Here is a 17124-nt window from a genome sequence, read left to right as displayed (position 1 = left end):
AGTAGCGCCGCAATAATGGCCGTGATTCATGGAAGGGTTTTGTCGATGTCGTTTGAAGTGGCCATTCGTGCCGAAAACCTGAGCAAGTGTTACCAGATTTATGATGCGCCCAAGGACCGTCTATTGCAGATGCTGGTGCGCGGCAGGAAGCGTTTCTATCGCGAGTTCTGGGCCTTGGACGATGTTTCGCTGACCATCGCAAGGGGGGAGACCGTCGGTATCATCGGCCGTAACGGCAGCGGCAAATCCACCTTGTTGCAACTGATCTGCGGGACGTTGATGCCGACCCGGGGCAGCGTCCAGGGCAATGGTCGGATTGCGGCGTTGCTCGAGCTGGGGTCCGGTTTCAACCCGGAGTTCACCGGTCGCGAAAACGTCTATGTGAATGCGGCGGTGCTGGGCTTGGATCGCTCGGAAATCGACGCTCGTTTCGATGACATCATCGCCTTCGCCAATATCGGCGACTTCATCGACCAGCCCACCAAGATCTATTCCAGCGGGATGCTGGTACGGTTGGCCTTCGCCGTTTCGGTCTGTGTCGAGCCGGAGATCCTGATCGTCGACGAGGCCCTATCCGTTGGCGATGCCTCTTTTCAATTCAAATGCCTGAACCGGCTGGAAGAACTGGCTGCCAAAGGCACGACGCTGCTGTTCGTCTCCCATGACATGAGCATGGTCAAGCGCTTCTGCCACCGGGTCATCTACCTGCGCGCAGGCCGGGTCGTGGCCAGCGGCTCGCCCGATGAAATGGCCGAGCTGCACTTGCTCGACATGCGGGACGAGCAACGTCGCTGGGCCAGTGGTGGCGTGATACCGGTGACGCGCAAGTCATTCATGGGCAGGCAGGAGGGTATGGCCTTCGGGACCGAAGAGGGGCACATCAGTGCTGCCTGCTTCACCAATACCCAGCAACTTTCGTCCAGCTACCTGTATGGCGACGATATCGAGATTCGCGTCGAGGCGTTGCTGCATGAATCGATCACGCAACCGAACATCAGCTTCACTATCCAGGAGGCCAGGCTGCTGGTGATCGGCGGGGGCAACTTCGCACTGCAACCCAGCCCGCCCGAAAACGGCTGGCGGCGTGCGGCGATCACGGTGCGCTTCCCGGCCAACCTCGCCGAGGGGCGCTATCATGTCACCCTCAAGCTGTTGCACGGCGCGACGGAAGACACCTCGCAACTGATCGAAAAGCAGGTCGCGCCCTTGGCGTTCGACATGCTGCCGAACCACAAGAGCTTCTTGGGCATGGTTGACCTGGGGTTGCAGCGGATCGACCCTCGACCGGTTGAACCACCTCCCAAGGTCTGCGCCGCTCAAGGAGAACAGGTTTTGACGGAGCACCCGGACACGCGCACGTGGCAGGTCGCCATATTCGGCACCTTTGACGTGGAAAACTACGGTGATCTGCTGTTTCCGATCATCGCCGAGGCGGAGCTGACCCGGCGCTTGGGTTCTGTCAACCTGCATCGGTTTTCCTACCACGGGAAAACCCGACCGCAATGGCCTTATGCGGTGACATCGCTGACGGAGTTGCCCCGTGTCGCGGCGAGCCTGGATGGGGTCTTGATTGGCGGTGGTTTCCTGATCCGCTTCGATAAAGTCGTTGCCCACGGCTATGGTCCGACAACCGCCGATATCCACCACCCCACCGGTTATTGGCTGACCCCTGCGCTCATCGCGCTGCAACACGCGGTCCCGGTCATGTGGAATGCCCCCGGGATGCATTGCAACGATATTCCCGACTGGGCCAGGCCGCTATTGAAAATGACCCTTGAGCAGAGCCAGTACGTGCGCGTGCGAGATGCACTGTCGCGCGATACCCTCGCCGCGCTGGCTCAACAGGCCGAGATCGAAGTGCTGCCCGATACCGCGTTTGGCTTGCCCCGCCTGATCGATGAGCAGCAACCCTCGGCCGAGTTCATTGGCCTGCGCGAACAGGCCGGGCTGCCCGGGCCCTACATCGTGATCCACGCCATTCACGTGGTGGAATCCTTTATAAAACTGTTCGAAGACCACGCCGAGGCATTCCAGGGCTATCAGTTCCTGGTGGTGCCGATTGGCCCCGTCCTTGGGGACGATCCGTCGGTCATTGCCGGGCGCCTGCCGGGGGCCGTTACCTTGTCGTTCTGGCCAGAGCCATTGCTGATGGCGGAAATTCTCAGCCAGGCCCAAGCGGTCATCGGCCATAGCTACCACCTGGCGATCACCGCTTTGGCGTTTGGCGTCCCGGTGTTTTGCTCGGCGGACCTGACCACGGGCAAATACACGGCGCTGGCGGGGTTCGACTCGCTCCACGCCTTGCCGGACGTGGCGACGATCGATCCGCCATGGTTGCTCGCCCGCGTGGGCAAGACCTGTCCATCGCCCGCGGCGCGTGCGGCGGCGGATCAGTTGGTCGAGCATTGGGACCGGGTCGCGGCGATCATTCGCCAGGGTAAAACAGCGTCCCAGCCGGTGTTGGGAGCGTTTCTACAGCATCTGCCCAATCTGCTTGAAGCCGCAGCCGAGGGCCGTGACCCCGTGTCGACTGAACGGCCGGCAAGCCCTGTCGTGCCAGAGCCGGCCAGCATCGAACCGGCACAAAGCCTTGCGGCGCAGGAGCTCGTCCAGCAGCAACGGATTGTCCAGCTCAGCCAGCAACTGGCCCTCAGTGACGCCAGGATGCTTGAGTTGCAGAACTCCAATTCATTCCGAATGACCGCACCACTGCGTTCCATCGCCCGTGGTATCCGAAACCTGACAGCGAACAAGAACCGACAATGCTAGATCTCTCTCGTCTCACGCCAGCGGCGCTAAAGGCCCATCCGTTCTCATGGGCTGAAATCGGCAATCTGTATTCGACCGAGGATGCCGCCGCGTTGGCGGCAACCTTTCCTCACGATCACTTCAAGACGGTGAGTGGTTACGGTGGCGAGAAAAACTATGACTATGAGGCGCGGGCCCTGGTAAGCATGGGCACCCCTACCATCGCGTTTCCCGAAGAACTGAGCGAGGCGTGGTTGCGACTGGCACAGGACCTCGGCTCGGCCGCCTATCGAGAGGCCATGTCGGAGCTGAGCGGGATCGATCTGCGCAGTGTGCCGATGGAGGTCAACGTCTTTCATTACGGCCCCGGTGCGAGCCTGGGAGCCCATCCGGACCTGCCCGACAAACTGGTCACCCATATCCTGTATTTCAATGAGTCCTGGGACCGCAACGACGGCGGCTGCCTGACCATCCTGCACCGCAACGATCCCACCGCCGTGGCGGCCGAGATCGAGCCGTTGGTGGGCAATTCGGCGATCCTGGTGCGCTCGGACCATTCCTGGCATGCCGTCACTCCCGTGGTGAGTGGCTGCCAATCTTCCCGCCGCAGCCTGACGGCGACGTTCTACCGGCCGGGCTCCGTTAGTTCCCTGTGGCCGCCGGGTGACAGCACGCCGCTGCATGGGTACCCACGTGCTTAAACTCGACAGCGCCTTGATCGACCGCGATGCCGCCTTGGCTCAACGGGATGCGGCCATCAACGCGCGCGATATCGCCCTGGCGAAAGTCGACTTCCTGCAAAACACCCGTTCGTGGCGTTTCACCCGTCCCCTGCGTTCACTGTTCCGGGTGATGCGTTATGGTTTTGCCGCCACCCGGGAATTTCCCGAAACGGCTGCGGCAATCGTCTACCCGGCAGCACCGGAGCCGTTGCCAAACGTTACGGTGGAGCCTGATTTTGCGACGAAAGGACGCCTGGATATTCTCTGCTTCGCCAACATCGAGTGGGCCGCGCGCTTTCAGCGACCGCAGCAGTTGATGAGCCAGTTTGCGAACAATGGTTATCGGGTGTTTTACATCGTCCCCTCCGTTGTGCCGGAGCAGGGGCAGCTTTATCGATTGGCGTCGGTGGCGCCCAATGTCTTTGAAGTGGCCTTGCAGCGCGACGCGCAAGAGGCGTATTACGAAAAGACCGTGACGCCTCAGAATCATCAAGCCTTGCTGCGAGCCTTGGCTGCGTTGGTTGCCGACATGCAGATCAGGACCGCCCTCTCGGTGGTGCATATCGCCTACTGGAGCCCGGTGGCACTCAGCCTGCGCGCCATGCACGGCTGGCGCATTCACTACGACTGCATGGATGACTGGGATGGCTTTCCGAACATCGGCGAACAGTTGCTGAGCGAGGAAAAGACCCTGATTGCCCAGGCCGACCTGGTGACCGTTTCCGCCGCGTTGCTTTACGAAAAATGGTGTGCCTACAACCCACGCTGTGTGTTGGTCCGAAACGCGGTGGATTTCGCTTTTTTCCGGCAGCACTGTTTTACCAATGATGTGTTGAGCGGGCTTGTCGGGCCTGTCATTGGTTACTACGGTGCCCTGGCCCAGTGGCTTGATTATCCCTTGCTGGCGGCGCTGGCGGACCGGCGGCCAGCGTGGAACTTCGTCCTGGTGGGGGACATTTTCGTCGAGGATCTGACGGGGCTCGAGCACAAGCCCAATGTGCAGCTGTTGGGCCACAAGCCGTACTCGCAAATGCCGCTTTACCTGGATCATTTCGATGCCTGCCTGATTCCCTTCAGGCTCTACAACGTGACGCATGCGGTTGATCCGGTGAAGTTCTACGAGTACATCAGCGCAGGCAAGCCGGTGATCTCTACGCCACTGACGGAGATGAGCATCTATAAAGACCTGCTGTACTTCGCCACCGGGGTCGATGAGTTCCTCGAGCAGATCGAGCGTGCCTTGGCCGAACGCGACCTGGTCCTGTACAAACGGCGCGTGGAGCTGGCCCGGGCCAATGATTGGAAGGATCGCTTCAATAGCATGCACCTGGCTATCGTCGGCCTGTACGAAAAAGTCTCGATCGTGCTCGTGACGTACAACAACCTCAACCTGACCATTCAATGCGTCAACAGCATTCTGCGTAACACCACCTGGCCCCATTACGAGCTCATTGTTGTCGACAATGGCTCGGACGATGGGACAGGTGATTATCTTGAACGCCTGCGCCAAGCGGTGCCGAGCGCGAAGATCATCCTGAACCCGGACAACCGGGGCTTTGCCGCGGCGAACAACCAGGGTTTGCGCGAAGCCGATGGTGACGTGCTGCTGCTGCTCAACAACGACACGGTCGTGCCTGGCGGCTGGCTGGACCCGCTGGTCAGGCATGTGCGGGATCCGAGTATCGGCTTGGTCGGGCCGGTCACGAATGCGGTCGGCAACGAAGCGAAAATCGAGGTTTCCTATACCGACATTCAACAGATGCAAGACTTTGCAGACCGCTACACCGAAACCCGCAAGGGACGCTCATTCGATATCTCGATGCTGGCGATGTTTTGTGTTGCCTTTCGCCGCAGCGTCCTCGAAGAGGTGGGGTATCTGGATGAGGCATTCGGGATCGGGATGTTCGAGGACGACGACTACAGCCGTCGCGTGCAGGCGGCCGGATATCGGACGGTCTGCGCCGAAGATGCGTTTATCCATCACTACGGGCAGGCCTCGTTCAGGAAGCTGATCGCCAGTGGCGAGTACCAGGCCCTCTGGGACAAGAACCAGGCGTACTTCGAAAGCAAATGGGGCGCTTGGCAAGCCCATGTTCACCGCAGCGAGCTGGGGGAGAAGGGTTAAGCCGCCACAGGGCCATCACCTTCAACATCCTCGTCGACGGTCACGCCGCCATCGCGAGCAAGCTCGCTCCCACAGGGTTTACCGTTGATCAATCTGTGGCGTGATGGCTGGATAGTTTTTGTGGCGAGGGAGCTTGCTCCCGCTTGAGTGCGCAGCGCTCATCGTTTTTTTGGGGCCGCTACGCGACCCAGCGGGCGCCAGCTCCCTCGCCACAGGGTCGTGCAGTACCCAAAAAACCTTGTGGGTATTCAACATCACCGCAAACTGACCCTCCGCCATCGCGAGCAAGCTCGCTCCCACCGTTTTTTGAGGTGTTCCAGGTATTGCATGCACCACAGATACCCTTGTGGGAGCGAGCTTGCTCGCGATGGGGCCCGTCAACTCAACATCCCTGCAGCTGACCCACCGCCGTCAGCCGCCTCAGCGCCCAGGCAAGTCCTCTTCCATCAGTTGAAACGCCCTGGGCGCAAAGCCAAGTCGATCACTGGCGTGGGAATGATCGAACACCAGATCCTCATTCATCCGCGCCACCAGCGCGCTGGAAAGATGTCGGTAGCGTGGCAGGCAGCGCATGATCGAAACGGCCCGGCTCAATACCGGGGCAGGGAGGGGCAGTGTTCGCTCCGGGCGTCCCATGGCCTGGAAAATACGCCTGACCATGGTGTGATAAGACAGGACCTCTCCCCCCGAGAGGTTGTAGGCGCCACTGGGCAGGTCAGGCGTGCTCACGGCGGACAGGCACGCCCGGATGACGTCATCCCCATGCACCGGCTGGCGCAACCCGGTGCCGCCTCCGATCAGTGGGAAAAATCCGAAGCGTTGAATGAACCGCGCGATTTCCGAAATATTCTTGTCGCGGCCAAAACCATAGATCAGGGTCGGTCGCAGGATTACCCATTCGATTTGCCGTTCGACCGCCCACTGCTCAAGCTGTTCTTCTGCACGTATCAAGCGTTGCGCCACGTCCCGTTCCCGAGCGTCGGGCGATGCGTGCTTTCCGAAACGGCTGGTGGATGAGAGGGCGACAACACGTTTGACCTGGGTGCCGGCAAGGCGCTCCAGGTAGTCGGGTAGCACCCAGAGGGGCGCGAATGACAGGAAGGTGTCCAGCGCCAGTCCGTGCCAGTCGTCAGCCTTTCGCCAGGTGACCCCGGGGCAGGACACGCTGGGCAGGCTTCGGGCAAAGGCGCTCGTCGAGTGACCGGCATGGGCCAGCAATGGCAGGGCGCGCTCGCCCAGGAGGCTGGTGCCGCCCAATACGCCTAGCCGCAATTATCGAAGGTCCCATGCATGCTTAAGCCGGGTGGTGGCGTGGCGAAGGACCACCAGGCTGAATCGAAACCAGACCCCGATCACCACGCTGATCCACAGGACGGCAGGGTATTTACGACGGAAAAACTTGCGATAGAAACGCAGGAACCCCAAGTGTTTGTGCCATTCGACGAAATAAGGTCGATCACGACTGCAACCGCCGAACACATGCATCACCCGGGCATCCGGCACGAACAGTACGCGCCAGCCGGCCTGATGGAAGCGCATGCACCAGTCCAGGTCCTCGCAATGAAGGAAATAGTCTTCGTCCCACAGCCCGACGCTCTCGATCGCTTCACGCTTGACCAGCATGCAAGCTCCGGAGATGGCTTCAACGACAGTGGGGGCGCTGGGTAGCGGTTCCTTATGCAATAAAAAATCGGATAACAGCGATGGGAAAAGCGTCGAGAGTCGCGAAAGCCCGAAAGCTCGCATGAAGGCGCGTCTGGGCGTTGGAAACACCCGGCGTCCACCGGCTTGCTCGCTGCCGTCCGGATTGCACAGGAAACCTCCGACCATGCCGATTTCGGGCGAGCTGCGCAGTGCCTGCAGCATGCGGTCCATGGCATTGGCGGCCAGTTCGGTGTCCGGGTTCAAGAAAAAAACGTTGGGGGCCGCAGACAGGCGAGCACCTTGATTGCACGCCACGGCAAAGCCGAGGTTGGCGGTATTGCGGACGATCTGAAGCGAGTCGCCGGCAGGGTGGATTCGCTCCAACTGCACCAGGCTGTCATCGTGGGAGTTGTTATCCACCACGATCACGCGGGAGGCCCCGGCGGCAAACGCCGACCCTACACTCGCCAGCAAAAGCTCACCGGCGTTGTAGTTGACGATGATCACATCACAATCGCCACGTAGACATGATGGTGCCCATTCATCAACAGCGAGCAGTTCCACTGCTTCCAAACTTCGTTACTCCCTGTACAAACCTGGATACGTATGGGATCGCAACTACTCAGGTTTGTTTCAAAGATAGCAGGTTCGCGGCCATCGACCAGTTTCGGCCATCGCGCCATGCCGACGGCGCGCAACTAGTGGCCTGTACGGTTAATTCGAGTGCACGAATTAGCCACACAGGCCACTAGGGCTGGGCCGCTATGCAATGAATCTGTTCGGGGGGCTCAGAACCTTCAGGACGAGGTGCCGGCGTGCATGCCAACGGCACGCCAAGCGGCCTCGGCCAACTGCTGCCGGTAGCCTTCAGGGCTGCGTTTGACGCGGCCAGAGAGCCAGGCGCGACAGTAGCTTTCCGCCGAGCCGATGATCAGTGACGGGATCAGCTCGAAAGGCAGGTCCTGCAGATCCTGCCGGTGGGCCGGGTCACTGAACCATTTCTTCAGTTCGGCGTTCCTGGCCAGATTCGCCTCGGCGAGCCGCTCGTTGAAGCTGCTGCGCGCGACCGCAAAGCGCGCCTGGTACTGGAACCGTGCCCAATCGGGTTGGCTGACCACCCAATCCACGTAGCTGAACACCAGGGCATGCACCCACTCCCGGGTCGACGCGACAGCACCAAGGTAGCTGTCCCTGAGCCGTGCCTGATCGTCCAGGGCGGTCATGTACAACGCCGCGACCAAACCTTCCTTGTTCTCGAAATGGTGATAAATGGCCCCCACGCTCATCTCGCTTTCGCCACGGATGATATCGATGGTGGTCGCTTCTATGCCCTGTTGATTGAACAGTGCCAAGGCACATCGAAGGATATGCCGCTTGGACTCGGCACGACGCCCTGGGTAACAGCGCTCGAGGAGATCGACAGGTTCCATTTTTCGGCCCGGGCAAAAAGGGGCCATGTTAATTGAAACGAAGGCTTGGCACGAGCGATTGACAGCGTGGCAGATTACAGAATATTGTTCTGTAACAGAGCATAATTCTGTAATCGAGTAATGTTCTGTTCATGACTCCAGCCCACCTGACCAGAGATACGCCATGAGCCAGACTCTCAGCATGTACCAAAGCGTCGGTCCGTCCGCGTTCAGCAATATGGCCTGCCAGATGGCCCCGTACTTCGGCACCATCAACCCGGAAATTTCGGTGTTGGCCCCCGGTCGCGGCGAAGTGAAGGTGCCGTTTCGCAAGGAAATCACCAATCACCTGGCGTCCGTTCACGCCATCGCACTGTGTAACGCGGCAGAGCTGGCCGGCGGCATGATGACCGAGGTGTCCATCCCCAGCGGCGCTCGCTGGATTCCCAAAGGCATGACTGTCGAATACCTGGCCAAGGCCAAGACCTCCATCCACGCGATTGCCGACGGCAGCGACATCGACTGGCAGACTTCGGGCGACAAGATTGTCCCGGTCGAGATCTTCGACGAGGCGGGGGTAAAGGTCTTCACGGCGCGCATCACCATGAACGTGAAAATCGGCTAGATCGCCCGGCCCATCAAGCGTCGACCGTTTCTGCCAGATGGGCCATCAGCCACTGGCGGAAGCGGTTGACGCTTTGTCTGTTCGGGGCCCGGCCTTGGGGTTCCAGCAGGCAGAACTGCGCGTCGGTGCGCAGGATGGCGTGCGTTGGCCGCACCAGGTTGCCGGTTTGCAGGTGATTGCTGAGCAGGCCCGACCACGCCAGGGCGATCCCTTGCCCAGCCAGGGCCGATTGGATCAGCATGGCGTAGCTGTTGATATTGATGCGCCGTCGAGGTTCTGGCGCTGGGTAGCCAAGACGCTGGAACCATTCTTTCCAGCCAATCCAGTCGCTGTGCTGGTCTTCCAGCCACAACCAGGTGCATCCACCCAATTGCTCCAGTGTCTCGATTTCCGGGTGTTGCGCCAGATAAGCGGGGCTGCACACCGGGAAAATCTCCTCGTTGAACAGCGGCGTGACTTTCATGTTTTTTGGCGGCGTGCTGCAGTAATACAGCGCCAGGTCACAGTCGAGCCGGGAAAAATCACTGACTTGATCCGTCGCGATGATGCGCAGGTCAATCTCCTCGTTCTGGCGCTGGAACTGCGACACCAGCGGCAGCAGCCATAGCGACGCCATCGCCGTGCTGGTGACCACCGTGACTTGCTGCGCACCTTGCCAATGGCGTATGCCCGCGGTGGCCTGGGCGATGTGCTGCAGCGTGTCGCGCACGCTTTCGTAATACTGGCTGCCGGTGGCGGTGAGGTTGATTTCCCGGGTCGTGCGGGTGAACAGTGCCGTGCCCAGATAATCTTCGAGCAAGCGTACCTGGCGGCTGATGGCGCCTTGGGTGACGTTCAGTTCCCGTGCCGCCATGGTGAAGCTCAAGTGGCGGGCGGCGGCCTCGAACGCCACCAGGCTGTTGAGTGGCGGCAAGGGTTGCAGTTTCATCAGGCTTCAGTCTTATCAATGTTAGGCGCACGGAGATTGTGCAGAAGCCGGCGTGCAGTGACTACCTAATTAGCGAGGAACGGCTAAAGATCAAGCACCAGGTCGGAAGTGGGCTTGCTGCAGCACAGCAAACGCAGGCCCTTGTCGATTTCCCGCTGCCGGATGCCGCCGTTGTGATTCATGTCCACCGTGCCTTGGAGCAGGGCGGTCTTGCAGGTACCACACACGCCCTGGCTGCAGGAGGAGGGCACGATGGCGCCGGCTTTCTTGGCGGCGGACAGCACGGTCTGATTGGCCGCCATGCTGAATTTCCTGCCGGAGCGCGACAGGGTCACGGTGAACTCGGCTGGCCGATCGAGCGAAGCGGCCTGCTCGATCAACGGTTGCTCATTCAGTGCGGCAATGTCGAAGCTTTCCTGATGGTAGTGGGCGAAATCGAACGCTGCTTCCCTGAGCAGCGACTTGACCGCTTCCATGTACCCCTGGGGACCGCAGGTGAAGATCTCCCGCTCCTTGTAGTCCGGCACTTGCTGGCTCAGCAACGACAAGTCGAGCCGGCCTATCGGTTGCTGCCATTGAGGGGCGTCGCCAAGCCCTTCGCAAATACTGATGACCCGCAGCCCCGTCATGGCCGCCTGTATGCGCGTCAATTCCCCGTGGAAGATGATGTCGGTGGGCGTGCGGGCGCTGTGCACGAATACGATGTCGAGGTTGCCAGCCATGTCGCATGCGGCCCGGGTCATCGACATCAACGGCGTCACGCCGGAGCCGGCGGACAGGTACAACAACTTGTTGGCCGGATGGCCGACCGGCGTAAAGCTGCCTGCTGGGCCGGACGCCTTCAGGCTATCGCCGGCCTTGAGGTGGTCATGCAGCCAGTTCGACACCACGCCCCCCGGTACGCGCTTGACGGTGATGGAAAATGCAACGGGCCGTGTCGGGGAGGACGACAGGGTGTAGCAGCGGGCAATGGTTTGCCCGCCAATGACCGGCGAGATCGTGATGAATTGACCGGGCTCGAAACTAAGGGCGCTGAAGTCCGCACAGCGAAAAATGAACGTCCTGACATCGTGGGTCTCCTGGCGTACGGCGCAGCATTGCAGGATTTTCTGCTCGCCGCTGTGCCACTGCGCACCGAACGTGCCCCAGGTGGTCGGGTTGGTGAAACGCTGGACCGCGCTGGCGTTTCCAGGGCGCGTCAGGTGTTCGTAAGTCGTCATGTTCATTCCTCACACGCCGTGGGCGGCGAGGCGCGCCGCGTACCAGCGCGAGAACTGGTCGACATAGGTTTCGGTAAAGGCCGAGAACGGCCCGGGGGTGTAGGCCGGATCCTGGGTGCCGCTGTGGGTGATGCCGACGAGGCTGGCGTCCTGCAGGTTGGTCGCGACCCAGACTTCGGTCAGCTTATCCAGGTGGTAATCGACGCCTTCGACGGCATCGGCATGGACCAGCCATTTGCTGCGCACCAGAGTCTTGTCGGGCGCCAACGGAATGATGTAGGAAACCACGGCGTGGTCGCTCATGACATGGGTCCACGAGTTGTGGGTCCAGAAATGCATGTCGCCCAAGTCGCGGCGGGTGAGGTCGCCGAACAGCCGGGTGCACGCCACACGGGTGTCCAGGGTCTGGGATTCGCCGTTGCCGGCAATGGCCAGCCGCTGCGAGCGGAACTGGGTCACGACGTCTTCACCTAGATGTTCGACGGCGTCGCAGATATAACCTTCGCGCTCCCAGTTGGCCTTGGTCTCGGCATTGCGGCGGTGATACTCCGCCAGCGCCTGGAGTGAGTCCTCCCCCAGGCCATCGGTGCAGAAACCGAAATCTTCGGGCAGGAACGAGGCGGTCAATTCCGGGTGGGTGGCTGCGCAGTGATAACACTCGCGGTTATTCTCGATCACCAGTTTCCAATTGCCGTTCTCGATGATTTCCGATTCGAAGGCGATTTTTGAACGGGCGATGTCATATTGAGCGAAACGCGGTGTCATGACCTGATCAAGGTACTGGATGTCTTCTGGTGGTTCGTCGCCCAGGCAAACGAAGACATGGGTGCCGACAACCCGAGTGTGCACGGGAATCAGGCTTTTGCATTTAGGGTCGAAGGCCTGCCCCATGTGCGCTGCATGTTTCAGGCTGCCGTCGAGGTCATACGTCCACTGGTGGTAGGGGCAGACCAGCATGCCCACCGTCGACTTGCCGGCCTGCTTCAAGCGAGCCCCGCGGTGCCGGCAGACATTGCGAAAGGCCTGCACCTGCTCGTCATCGTCGCGCACCAGGAGGATGGATGACTTGCCGATATCGAGGGTGGAGACATCACCGGGTTCGGGGACGGCGCTGGTGACCCCCACCAGAATCCAATGCTGGGTGAAAAAGATCTCGACGTCGGTTTCAAAAACATCCTGGCGACCAAACAAACCACCCGGCATGCCATGGCCGGGAGTGCGGTCGGTCAGCAGTGCACGATGGGTTTTCACGGCATTGATAGTCATTATGGGTCTCGCTCAAACTCAAGGTTGATCAGGCGGCAAGTACAGTTTGGGAAGGTGCAATAAGACCGTCAACGCGCTTTATTTTCACGTTCGCATAACTTTGCGTTATGCCTGGAAGTGGTCTTTAACGTCTTGATAATCAGTGGTTTAGGTAGCTGTCATCGCTCAGCCAGTCGATCAGTGCCTGGGTGATGGACTCACGTTTTCGACCGCTTGGAATGACCAGGTAATAAGCGTCTTTTTGCTTGACCCCATAGGGCGTGATTCTGATCAGCTCACCGCTGTTGAGTCGGTGCGCGATCAGCCGGCTCCAGCCCAGTGCAATGCCGTGGCCCTGCATGGCCGCCTGGATCGCATCGTTGTAGGAACTGCAGCGAAATGAATAACTGAGCTTGGGGCGCATATCACCGAGTTCCCGGCACCAACGGTTCCAGGTCATCCAGCCTTCCAGGGTGGAATCGGAGTCAATCAGCGCCGTGTCCAGGAAATCGGCAATGGAGGAAGGGGCCGGATTGGCGGCCAGCCAGGCCGGCGAACACACGGGAAAGACTTCTTCATCAAAGAGGAAAATCGAGCTTCCGTCCTCCCATTTTCCATTGCCGAAACGGATGGCCAGGTCGACGTCATCGCGATATGAACTGGGCGAGACCTGCTGCGTCAGCAAGCGCAATTTCAGCTTGGGTTGCAGGGTGCGTAGCGCGGTCAACCTGGGGAGTATTCGCAAGTGCGAAAACGCCTCGGTGCAGGCGATGGTGATCTCCTGCTCACCAATACCCTCGGCAATCTTGTCGAAGACACTGGCCATGCGGTGTATGGACTCCGCGACGACCAGGTGCAGGACATAACCTTCATGAGTCAGCTTGATCGCTCGATGAAGCCGATGGAACAGCTTGGTCTCCAGGGTCTCTTCCAACAAACGGATCTGTTTGCTGACGGCCGCCTGGGTCACGCCCAGTTCCTGGGCCGCCAGGGTGAAGCTCGCCAGCCGCGCCACCGCCTCGAACTCCAGCAGCGCCGTCATCGACGGTATCAGCCGCCGATAGCCCTTGACCTTTTTATCGATATCGCTGGGTTGCATAGAAGTGTTCCAACGCCGTGCCGTGACTTACGCCACCGAAGATTCTGCTGCGGGTTCAGCAAGCACCGGGTGTGACAGGTTATGCCCCAGCAGTGCCCGATACAGTTCACCGTCGCCCACGATGCCCAGGACGGCACCGGCCTTGTCCTGCACGATGAGGGGGTGGCCGGTTTCGTAGCGAATCTGCAGGGCGTCGCGCATGGTCGTGGTCGGCGGCACGCACGTCGGTTGCCGAGCCAAGGTCCCGATGGCCTGGGTCGGATTCCAGGATTGGACGTGTGCGGTCGTGGCGCCTTTTCGCACGCTGCTCAAATGACGCTGCGCAGTGACCACCATCCACAGGTTTTGAGCCATATCCAGGCAATATTCGTCGCGGGCGAAAACGCACTGGCCCAGCGGGGTCATCAAGCTTTTCGCGCACAGCACATTCAACGGGTTGGTGTGGGCGACGAAGTTGCGCACGTAGTCGTCGGCCGGGTTCAGTACGATCTCTTCAGGCTTGCTGTACTGGATGATCTTGCCGTCTTTCATGATGGCGATGCGCGTGCCCAGCTTCAGGGCTTCGTCCAGGTCATGGCTGACGAACACGATAGTCTTGTGCAGCTTGCGCTGCAGGTCGAGCAACTCATCCTGCAAGCCTTGGCGGATCAATGGGTCGAGGGCCGAGAACGGTTCGTCCATCAGCAGGATGTCGGCGTCCATCGCCAGGGCGCGGGCCAGGCCGACCCGTTGCTGCATGCCGCCGGACAGCTCATGGGGTTTTTTATTGCGCCATTGGGTCAGGCCCACCAGCTCCAGTTTTTCATCCACCAGCTTGCGCCGTTCCTTATCCGGGCGGCCCTGCATTTCCAGGCCGAAGCTGATGTTCTCGCGCACTGTCAGCCAAGGCATCAGGGCGAACTTCTGGAACACCATGGCGATGCGCTTGGTGCGCATCATCTTCAGCTCGGCGGGGGTGCAGGATGCAATGTCGATCTGCCGGTTTTCGTGCTCGACGAACAGCTTGCCGCGGCTGACGGTGTTCAAGCCGTTGATGCAGCGCAGCAGACTGGATTTGCCGGAGCCGGACAGGCCCATCAAGACACAGATTTCGCCTTTCTCGATGTCCAGGCTGGCTTTTTCCACGCCGACGATTTGCCCGGTTTTCTTCAGGATTTCGTTGCGGGTCATGCCCTGGTCGAGCAGCTTGAGGGCCTCGCGAGGGTCCCTGGCGAAGATCACGTCAACGTCTTCAAAGCGAATTATGCTCATGCGTCACCCCCTACTTTGGCGTCGGGTTGTTTGCAGATTCGGTCGAGCATGATCGCCAGCAGGACGATCGCCAGGCCGGCTTCGAAGCCCAGGGCGATATCGGCGGTGTTCAATGCGTTGACCACGGGTTTGCCCAGGCCATCGGCGCCCACCAGCGCGGCGATCACCACCATCGACAACGACAGCATGATGCACTGGGTGATACCGGCGGCGATGCTTGGCATGGCGTGGGGCAGTTCGATGCGCGACAGGAGCTGGCGACGGGAGCAGCCGAAGGCTTTGCCGGCGTCCATCAGTTCGTCCGGGACGTCGCGGATGCCCAGGTAGGTCAGGCGGATGGGCGCGGCAATCGCGAACACCACCGTGGAGATCAGGCCCGGGACCACACCCAGACCGAACAGGGTCAGGGTAGGAATGAGGTAGACGAAGGTCGGTACGGTCTGCATCAGATCGAGCACCGGACGCATCATCGTGTAGAACATCGGCTTGTGCGCGGCAACGATGCCCAGCGGCACGCCGATCAGTACGCAAACCAGGGTCGCGAACAGCACCTGGGCGAGGGTTTCCATGGTCTCTTGCCAGTAACCCAGGTTGAGAATCAGTAGAAAGGACGCGATGACAAATACAGTCAGGCCCCATTTGCGCTGGATGAAGTGCGCCAATAGCGCAATGAGGCCGATCAGGGCCAGGGGGTTGAACCAGGTCAGCGCAAACGTCACGCCGTGAATCATCGTTTCCAGGAACAGCGCGATTGCGTCGAAGGTGTTGGCGCCGTTTTGCGTCAACCATTCGACAAAGCCCGCGATGTACTGGCCCAAGGGTATTTTCTGATCAATAAGCATGGTAGTGAACGTCCGCATGCAAGGGAATAAACAGCCCGGGCGAGCGAACTCGCCCGGCATAACATAAGCAGTTATTGCGCAAGCTTGGCTTTCACGGCCTCCAGGCCAGGTTTACCGTCAATGGTGGTCACGCCAGCGAGCCAGGTATCGAGTACCTGTGGGTTTTTCTTCAGCCAGGCCTTGGCGGCGGCCTCAGGTTTCATCTTGTCGTCGAGCACGTTGCCCATCAGCGTGCTTTCCATGTCGACGGTGAACTCCAGGTTTTTCAACAGCTGGCCGACGTTGCTGCATTCCTGGCTGTAGCCCTTGCGGGTATTGGTCGCCACGGTCGCGGCACCGAAGTCGGGGCCGAAGAAATCGTCGCCGCCGGTCAGGTACTGGATTTTGAAACGGGTATTCATCGGGTGTGGGGCCCAGCCGAGGAACACCACGTCGGTGCCACGCTTGGCGGCGCGATCGACCTGCGAGAGCATGCCCGCTTCACTCGACTCGACGACTTTGAAGCCGGCGTCCTTCAGGCCGAAGGCGTTCTTTTCGATCATGCTCTGGATCAGGCGGTTGCCGTCGTTGCCCGGCTCGATGCCGTAGATCTTGCCGTCGAGTTCTTTCTTGAATTTGGGGATGTCGGCGAAGTCTTTCAGTCCCTTCTCATACAGGCCCTGGGGCACGGCGAGGGTGTACTTGGCGCCCTTGAGGTTGGTGCGCACGGTTTCCACGGTGCCGGCTTCGCGGTAGGCCTTGATGTCGTTTTCCATGGTCGGCATCCAGTTGCCGAGGAACACGTCCATGTTCTTGCCATCGGCCAGGGACTTGTAGGTCACCGGCACGGAAATCATGGTGGTCTTGGTCTTGTAGCCCAGCGCATCCAGCACCACGCTGGTGGTCGCCGTGGTCACGGTAATGTCGGTCCAGCCGACATCGGAGAAGTTGACGGTGCTGCACTTTTCGGGTTCTGCGGCGTTGGCCAGCATCGGAAGACTCAGCATGGCGGCCAACAACAACGGCTTGGAACCTTTCATGGGTGGACTCCTGGTGTTTTATCGGCGGTGTCCGGTCAGGACAACCGCGCTTATGGATGTTGCGGTTGGTGGCGCGTGGGCACTCTTCTGACACGCGGCCTTGCAAACGAGCCGTAACCGATCATGTACCAGCGCAAATCTGACGCCTACAGGGTGGGTCGTATCCAGTACAGGGATGGTCGCATCCAGTGTCGGTGACGTCGTTTACAGATTTTTTCCGCCCCCGATGGACCTCTGACACGCAGAA

At 60.1% G+C, this 17124-nt stretch carries 14 protein-coding genes and 1 pseudogene; 5 read left to right on the top strand and 10 right to left on the bottom strand.

Annotated features, from left to right (window positions below):
- Positions 1-45: 45 nt before the first annotated feature.
- The 4 genes and pseudogenes from HGO40_RS05385 to HGO40_RS05370 form a co-directional block, all read left to right on the top strand.
- Positions 46-1269 (top strand): annotated as a pseudogene (locus HGO40_RS05385) (ABC transporter ATP-binding protein); the annotation flags it as partial.
- The gene (locus tag HGO40_RS05380; RefSeq protein WP_250962241.1) at positions 1249-2769 is read left to right on the top strand and encodes a polysaccharide pyruvyl transferase family protein; all 1521 of its coding nucleotides are present in this window, start codon (positions 1249-1251) and stop codon (positions 2767-2769) included. The pseudogene HGO40_RS05385 and the gene HGO40_RS05380, both read left to right, overlap by 21 nt.
- Positions 2763-3449 (top strand): 2OG-Fe(II) oxygenase, encoded by a 687-nt coding sequence (locus HGO40_RS05375; RefSeq protein WP_250962189.1) that lies wholly within the window; start codon positions 2763-2765, stop codon positions 3447-3449. The genes HGO40_RS05380 and HGO40_RS05375 overlap by 7 nt, the downstream gene beginning before the upstream one ends.
- Positions 3442-5595 (top strand): glycosyltransferase, encoded by a 2154-nt coding sequence (locus HGO40_RS05370; RefSeq protein WP_250962188.1) that lies wholly within the window; start codon positions 3442-3444, stop codon positions 5593-5595. The genes HGO40_RS05375 and HGO40_RS05370 overlap by 8 nt, the downstream gene beginning before the upstream one ends.
- 420 nt (positions 5596-6015) lie before the next feature.
- Here HGO40_RS05370 and HGO40_RS05365 read toward each other — a convergent pair whose 3' ends face one another.
- The 3 genes from HGO40_RS05365 to HGO40_RS05355 form a co-directional block, all read right to left on the bottom strand.
- Complete coding sequence (locus HGO40_RS05365) at positions 6016-6867, bottom strand: NAD-dependent epimerase/dehydratase family protein (protein ID WP_250962187.1); 852 nt, start codon at positions 6865-6867, stop codon at positions 6016-6018.
- Complete coding sequence (locus HGO40_RS05360) at positions 6868-7746, bottom strand: glycosyltransferase family 2 protein (RefSeq protein ID WP_250962186.1); 879 nt, start codon at positions 7744-7746, stop codon at positions 6868-6870.
- A 290-nt stretch (positions 7747-8036) separates the two neighbouring features.
- Complete coding sequence (locus tag HGO40_RS05355) at positions 8037-8669, bottom strand: TetR/AcrR family transcriptional regulator (protein ID WP_250962185.1); 633 nt, start codon at positions 8667-8669, stop codon at positions 8037-8039.
- Positions 8670-8832: 163 nt separating this feature from the next.
- Here HGO40_RS05355 and HGO40_RS05350 point away from each other — a divergent pair, with 163 nt between their 5' ends.
- A complete protein-coding gene (locus tag HGO40_RS05350) occupies positions 8833-9273 on the top strand; it encodes a hotdog fold domain-containing protein (RefSeq protein WP_053121459.1) in 441 nt (146 codons plus the stop codon).
- Between the two features lie 13 nt (positions 9274-9286).
- Here the strand turns inward: HGO40_RS05350 and HGO40_RS05345 are convergent, their stop codons facing one another.
- The 7 genes from HGO40_RS05345 to HGO40_RS05315 all read right to left on the bottom strand — a co-directional run bounded on the left by HGO40_RS05345 (position 9287) and on the right by HGO40_RS05315 (position 16877).
- On the bottom strand, positions 9287-10201 hold the full coding sequence (locus tag HGO40_RS05345; RefSeq protein WP_186731011.1) for a LysR substrate-binding domain-containing protein: 915 nt from the start codon (positions 10199-10201) through the stop codon (positions 9287-9289).
- Positions 10202-10284: 83 nt separating this feature from the next.
- Positions 10285-11421, bottom strand: a complete 1137-nt coding sequence (locus HGO40_RS05340) for an FAD-binding oxidoreductase (RefSeq protein ID WP_250962184.1) — start codon at positions 11419-11421, stop codon at positions 10285-10287.
- 9 nt (positions 11422-11430) lie between these two features.
- The gene (locus HGO40_RS05335) at positions 11431-12687 is read right to left on the bottom strand and encodes an aromatic ring-hydroxylating oxygenase subunit alpha (protein ID WP_250962183.1); all 1257 of its coding nucleotides are present in this window, start codon (positions 12685-12687) and stop codon (positions 11431-11433) included.
- Between the two features lie 139 nt (positions 12688-12826).
- A complete protein-coding gene (locus tag HGO40_RS05330; protein ID WP_250962182.1) occupies positions 12827-13765 on the bottom strand; it encodes a LysR substrate-binding domain-containing protein in 939 nt (312 codons plus the stop codon).
- A gap of 27 nt (positions 13766-13792) precedes the next feature.
- Positions 13793-15016, bottom strand: a complete 1224-nt coding sequence (choV, locus tag HGO40_RS05325; RefSeq protein ID WP_250962181.1) for a choline ABC transporter ATP-binding protein — start codon at positions 15014-15016, stop codon at positions 13793-13795.
- Positions 15013-15858 carry a choline ABC transporter permease subunit gene (choW, locus tag HGO40_RS05320; RefSeq protein WP_014340605.1) on the bottom strand — a complete coding sequence of 282 codons (846 nt, stop codon included), beginning with the start codon at positions 15856-15858 and terminating at the stop codon, positions 15013-15015. Before choW ends, choV begins: the two co-directional genes overlap by 4 nt.
- A 71-nt stretch (positions 15859-15929) precedes the next feature.
- Positions 15930-16877 (bottom strand): choline ABC transporter substrate-binding protein, encoded by a 948-nt coding sequence (locus HGO40_RS05315; RefSeq protein ID WP_186707122.1) that lies wholly within the window; start codon positions 16875-16877, stop codon positions 15930-15932.
- Positions 16878-17124: the final 247 nt, after the last annotated feature.

This window comes from Pseudomonas sp. CG7, assembly GCF_023701885.1.
Taxonomy (GTDB): domain Bacteria; phylum Pseudomonadota; class Gammaproteobacteria; order Pseudomonadales; family Pseudomonadaceae; genus Aquipseudomonas; species Aquipseudomonas zanjanensis.
The sequence above is the reverse complement of the archived record's forward strand: the minus strand, read 5'-3'. Positions and strand labels throughout refer to the sequence as shown.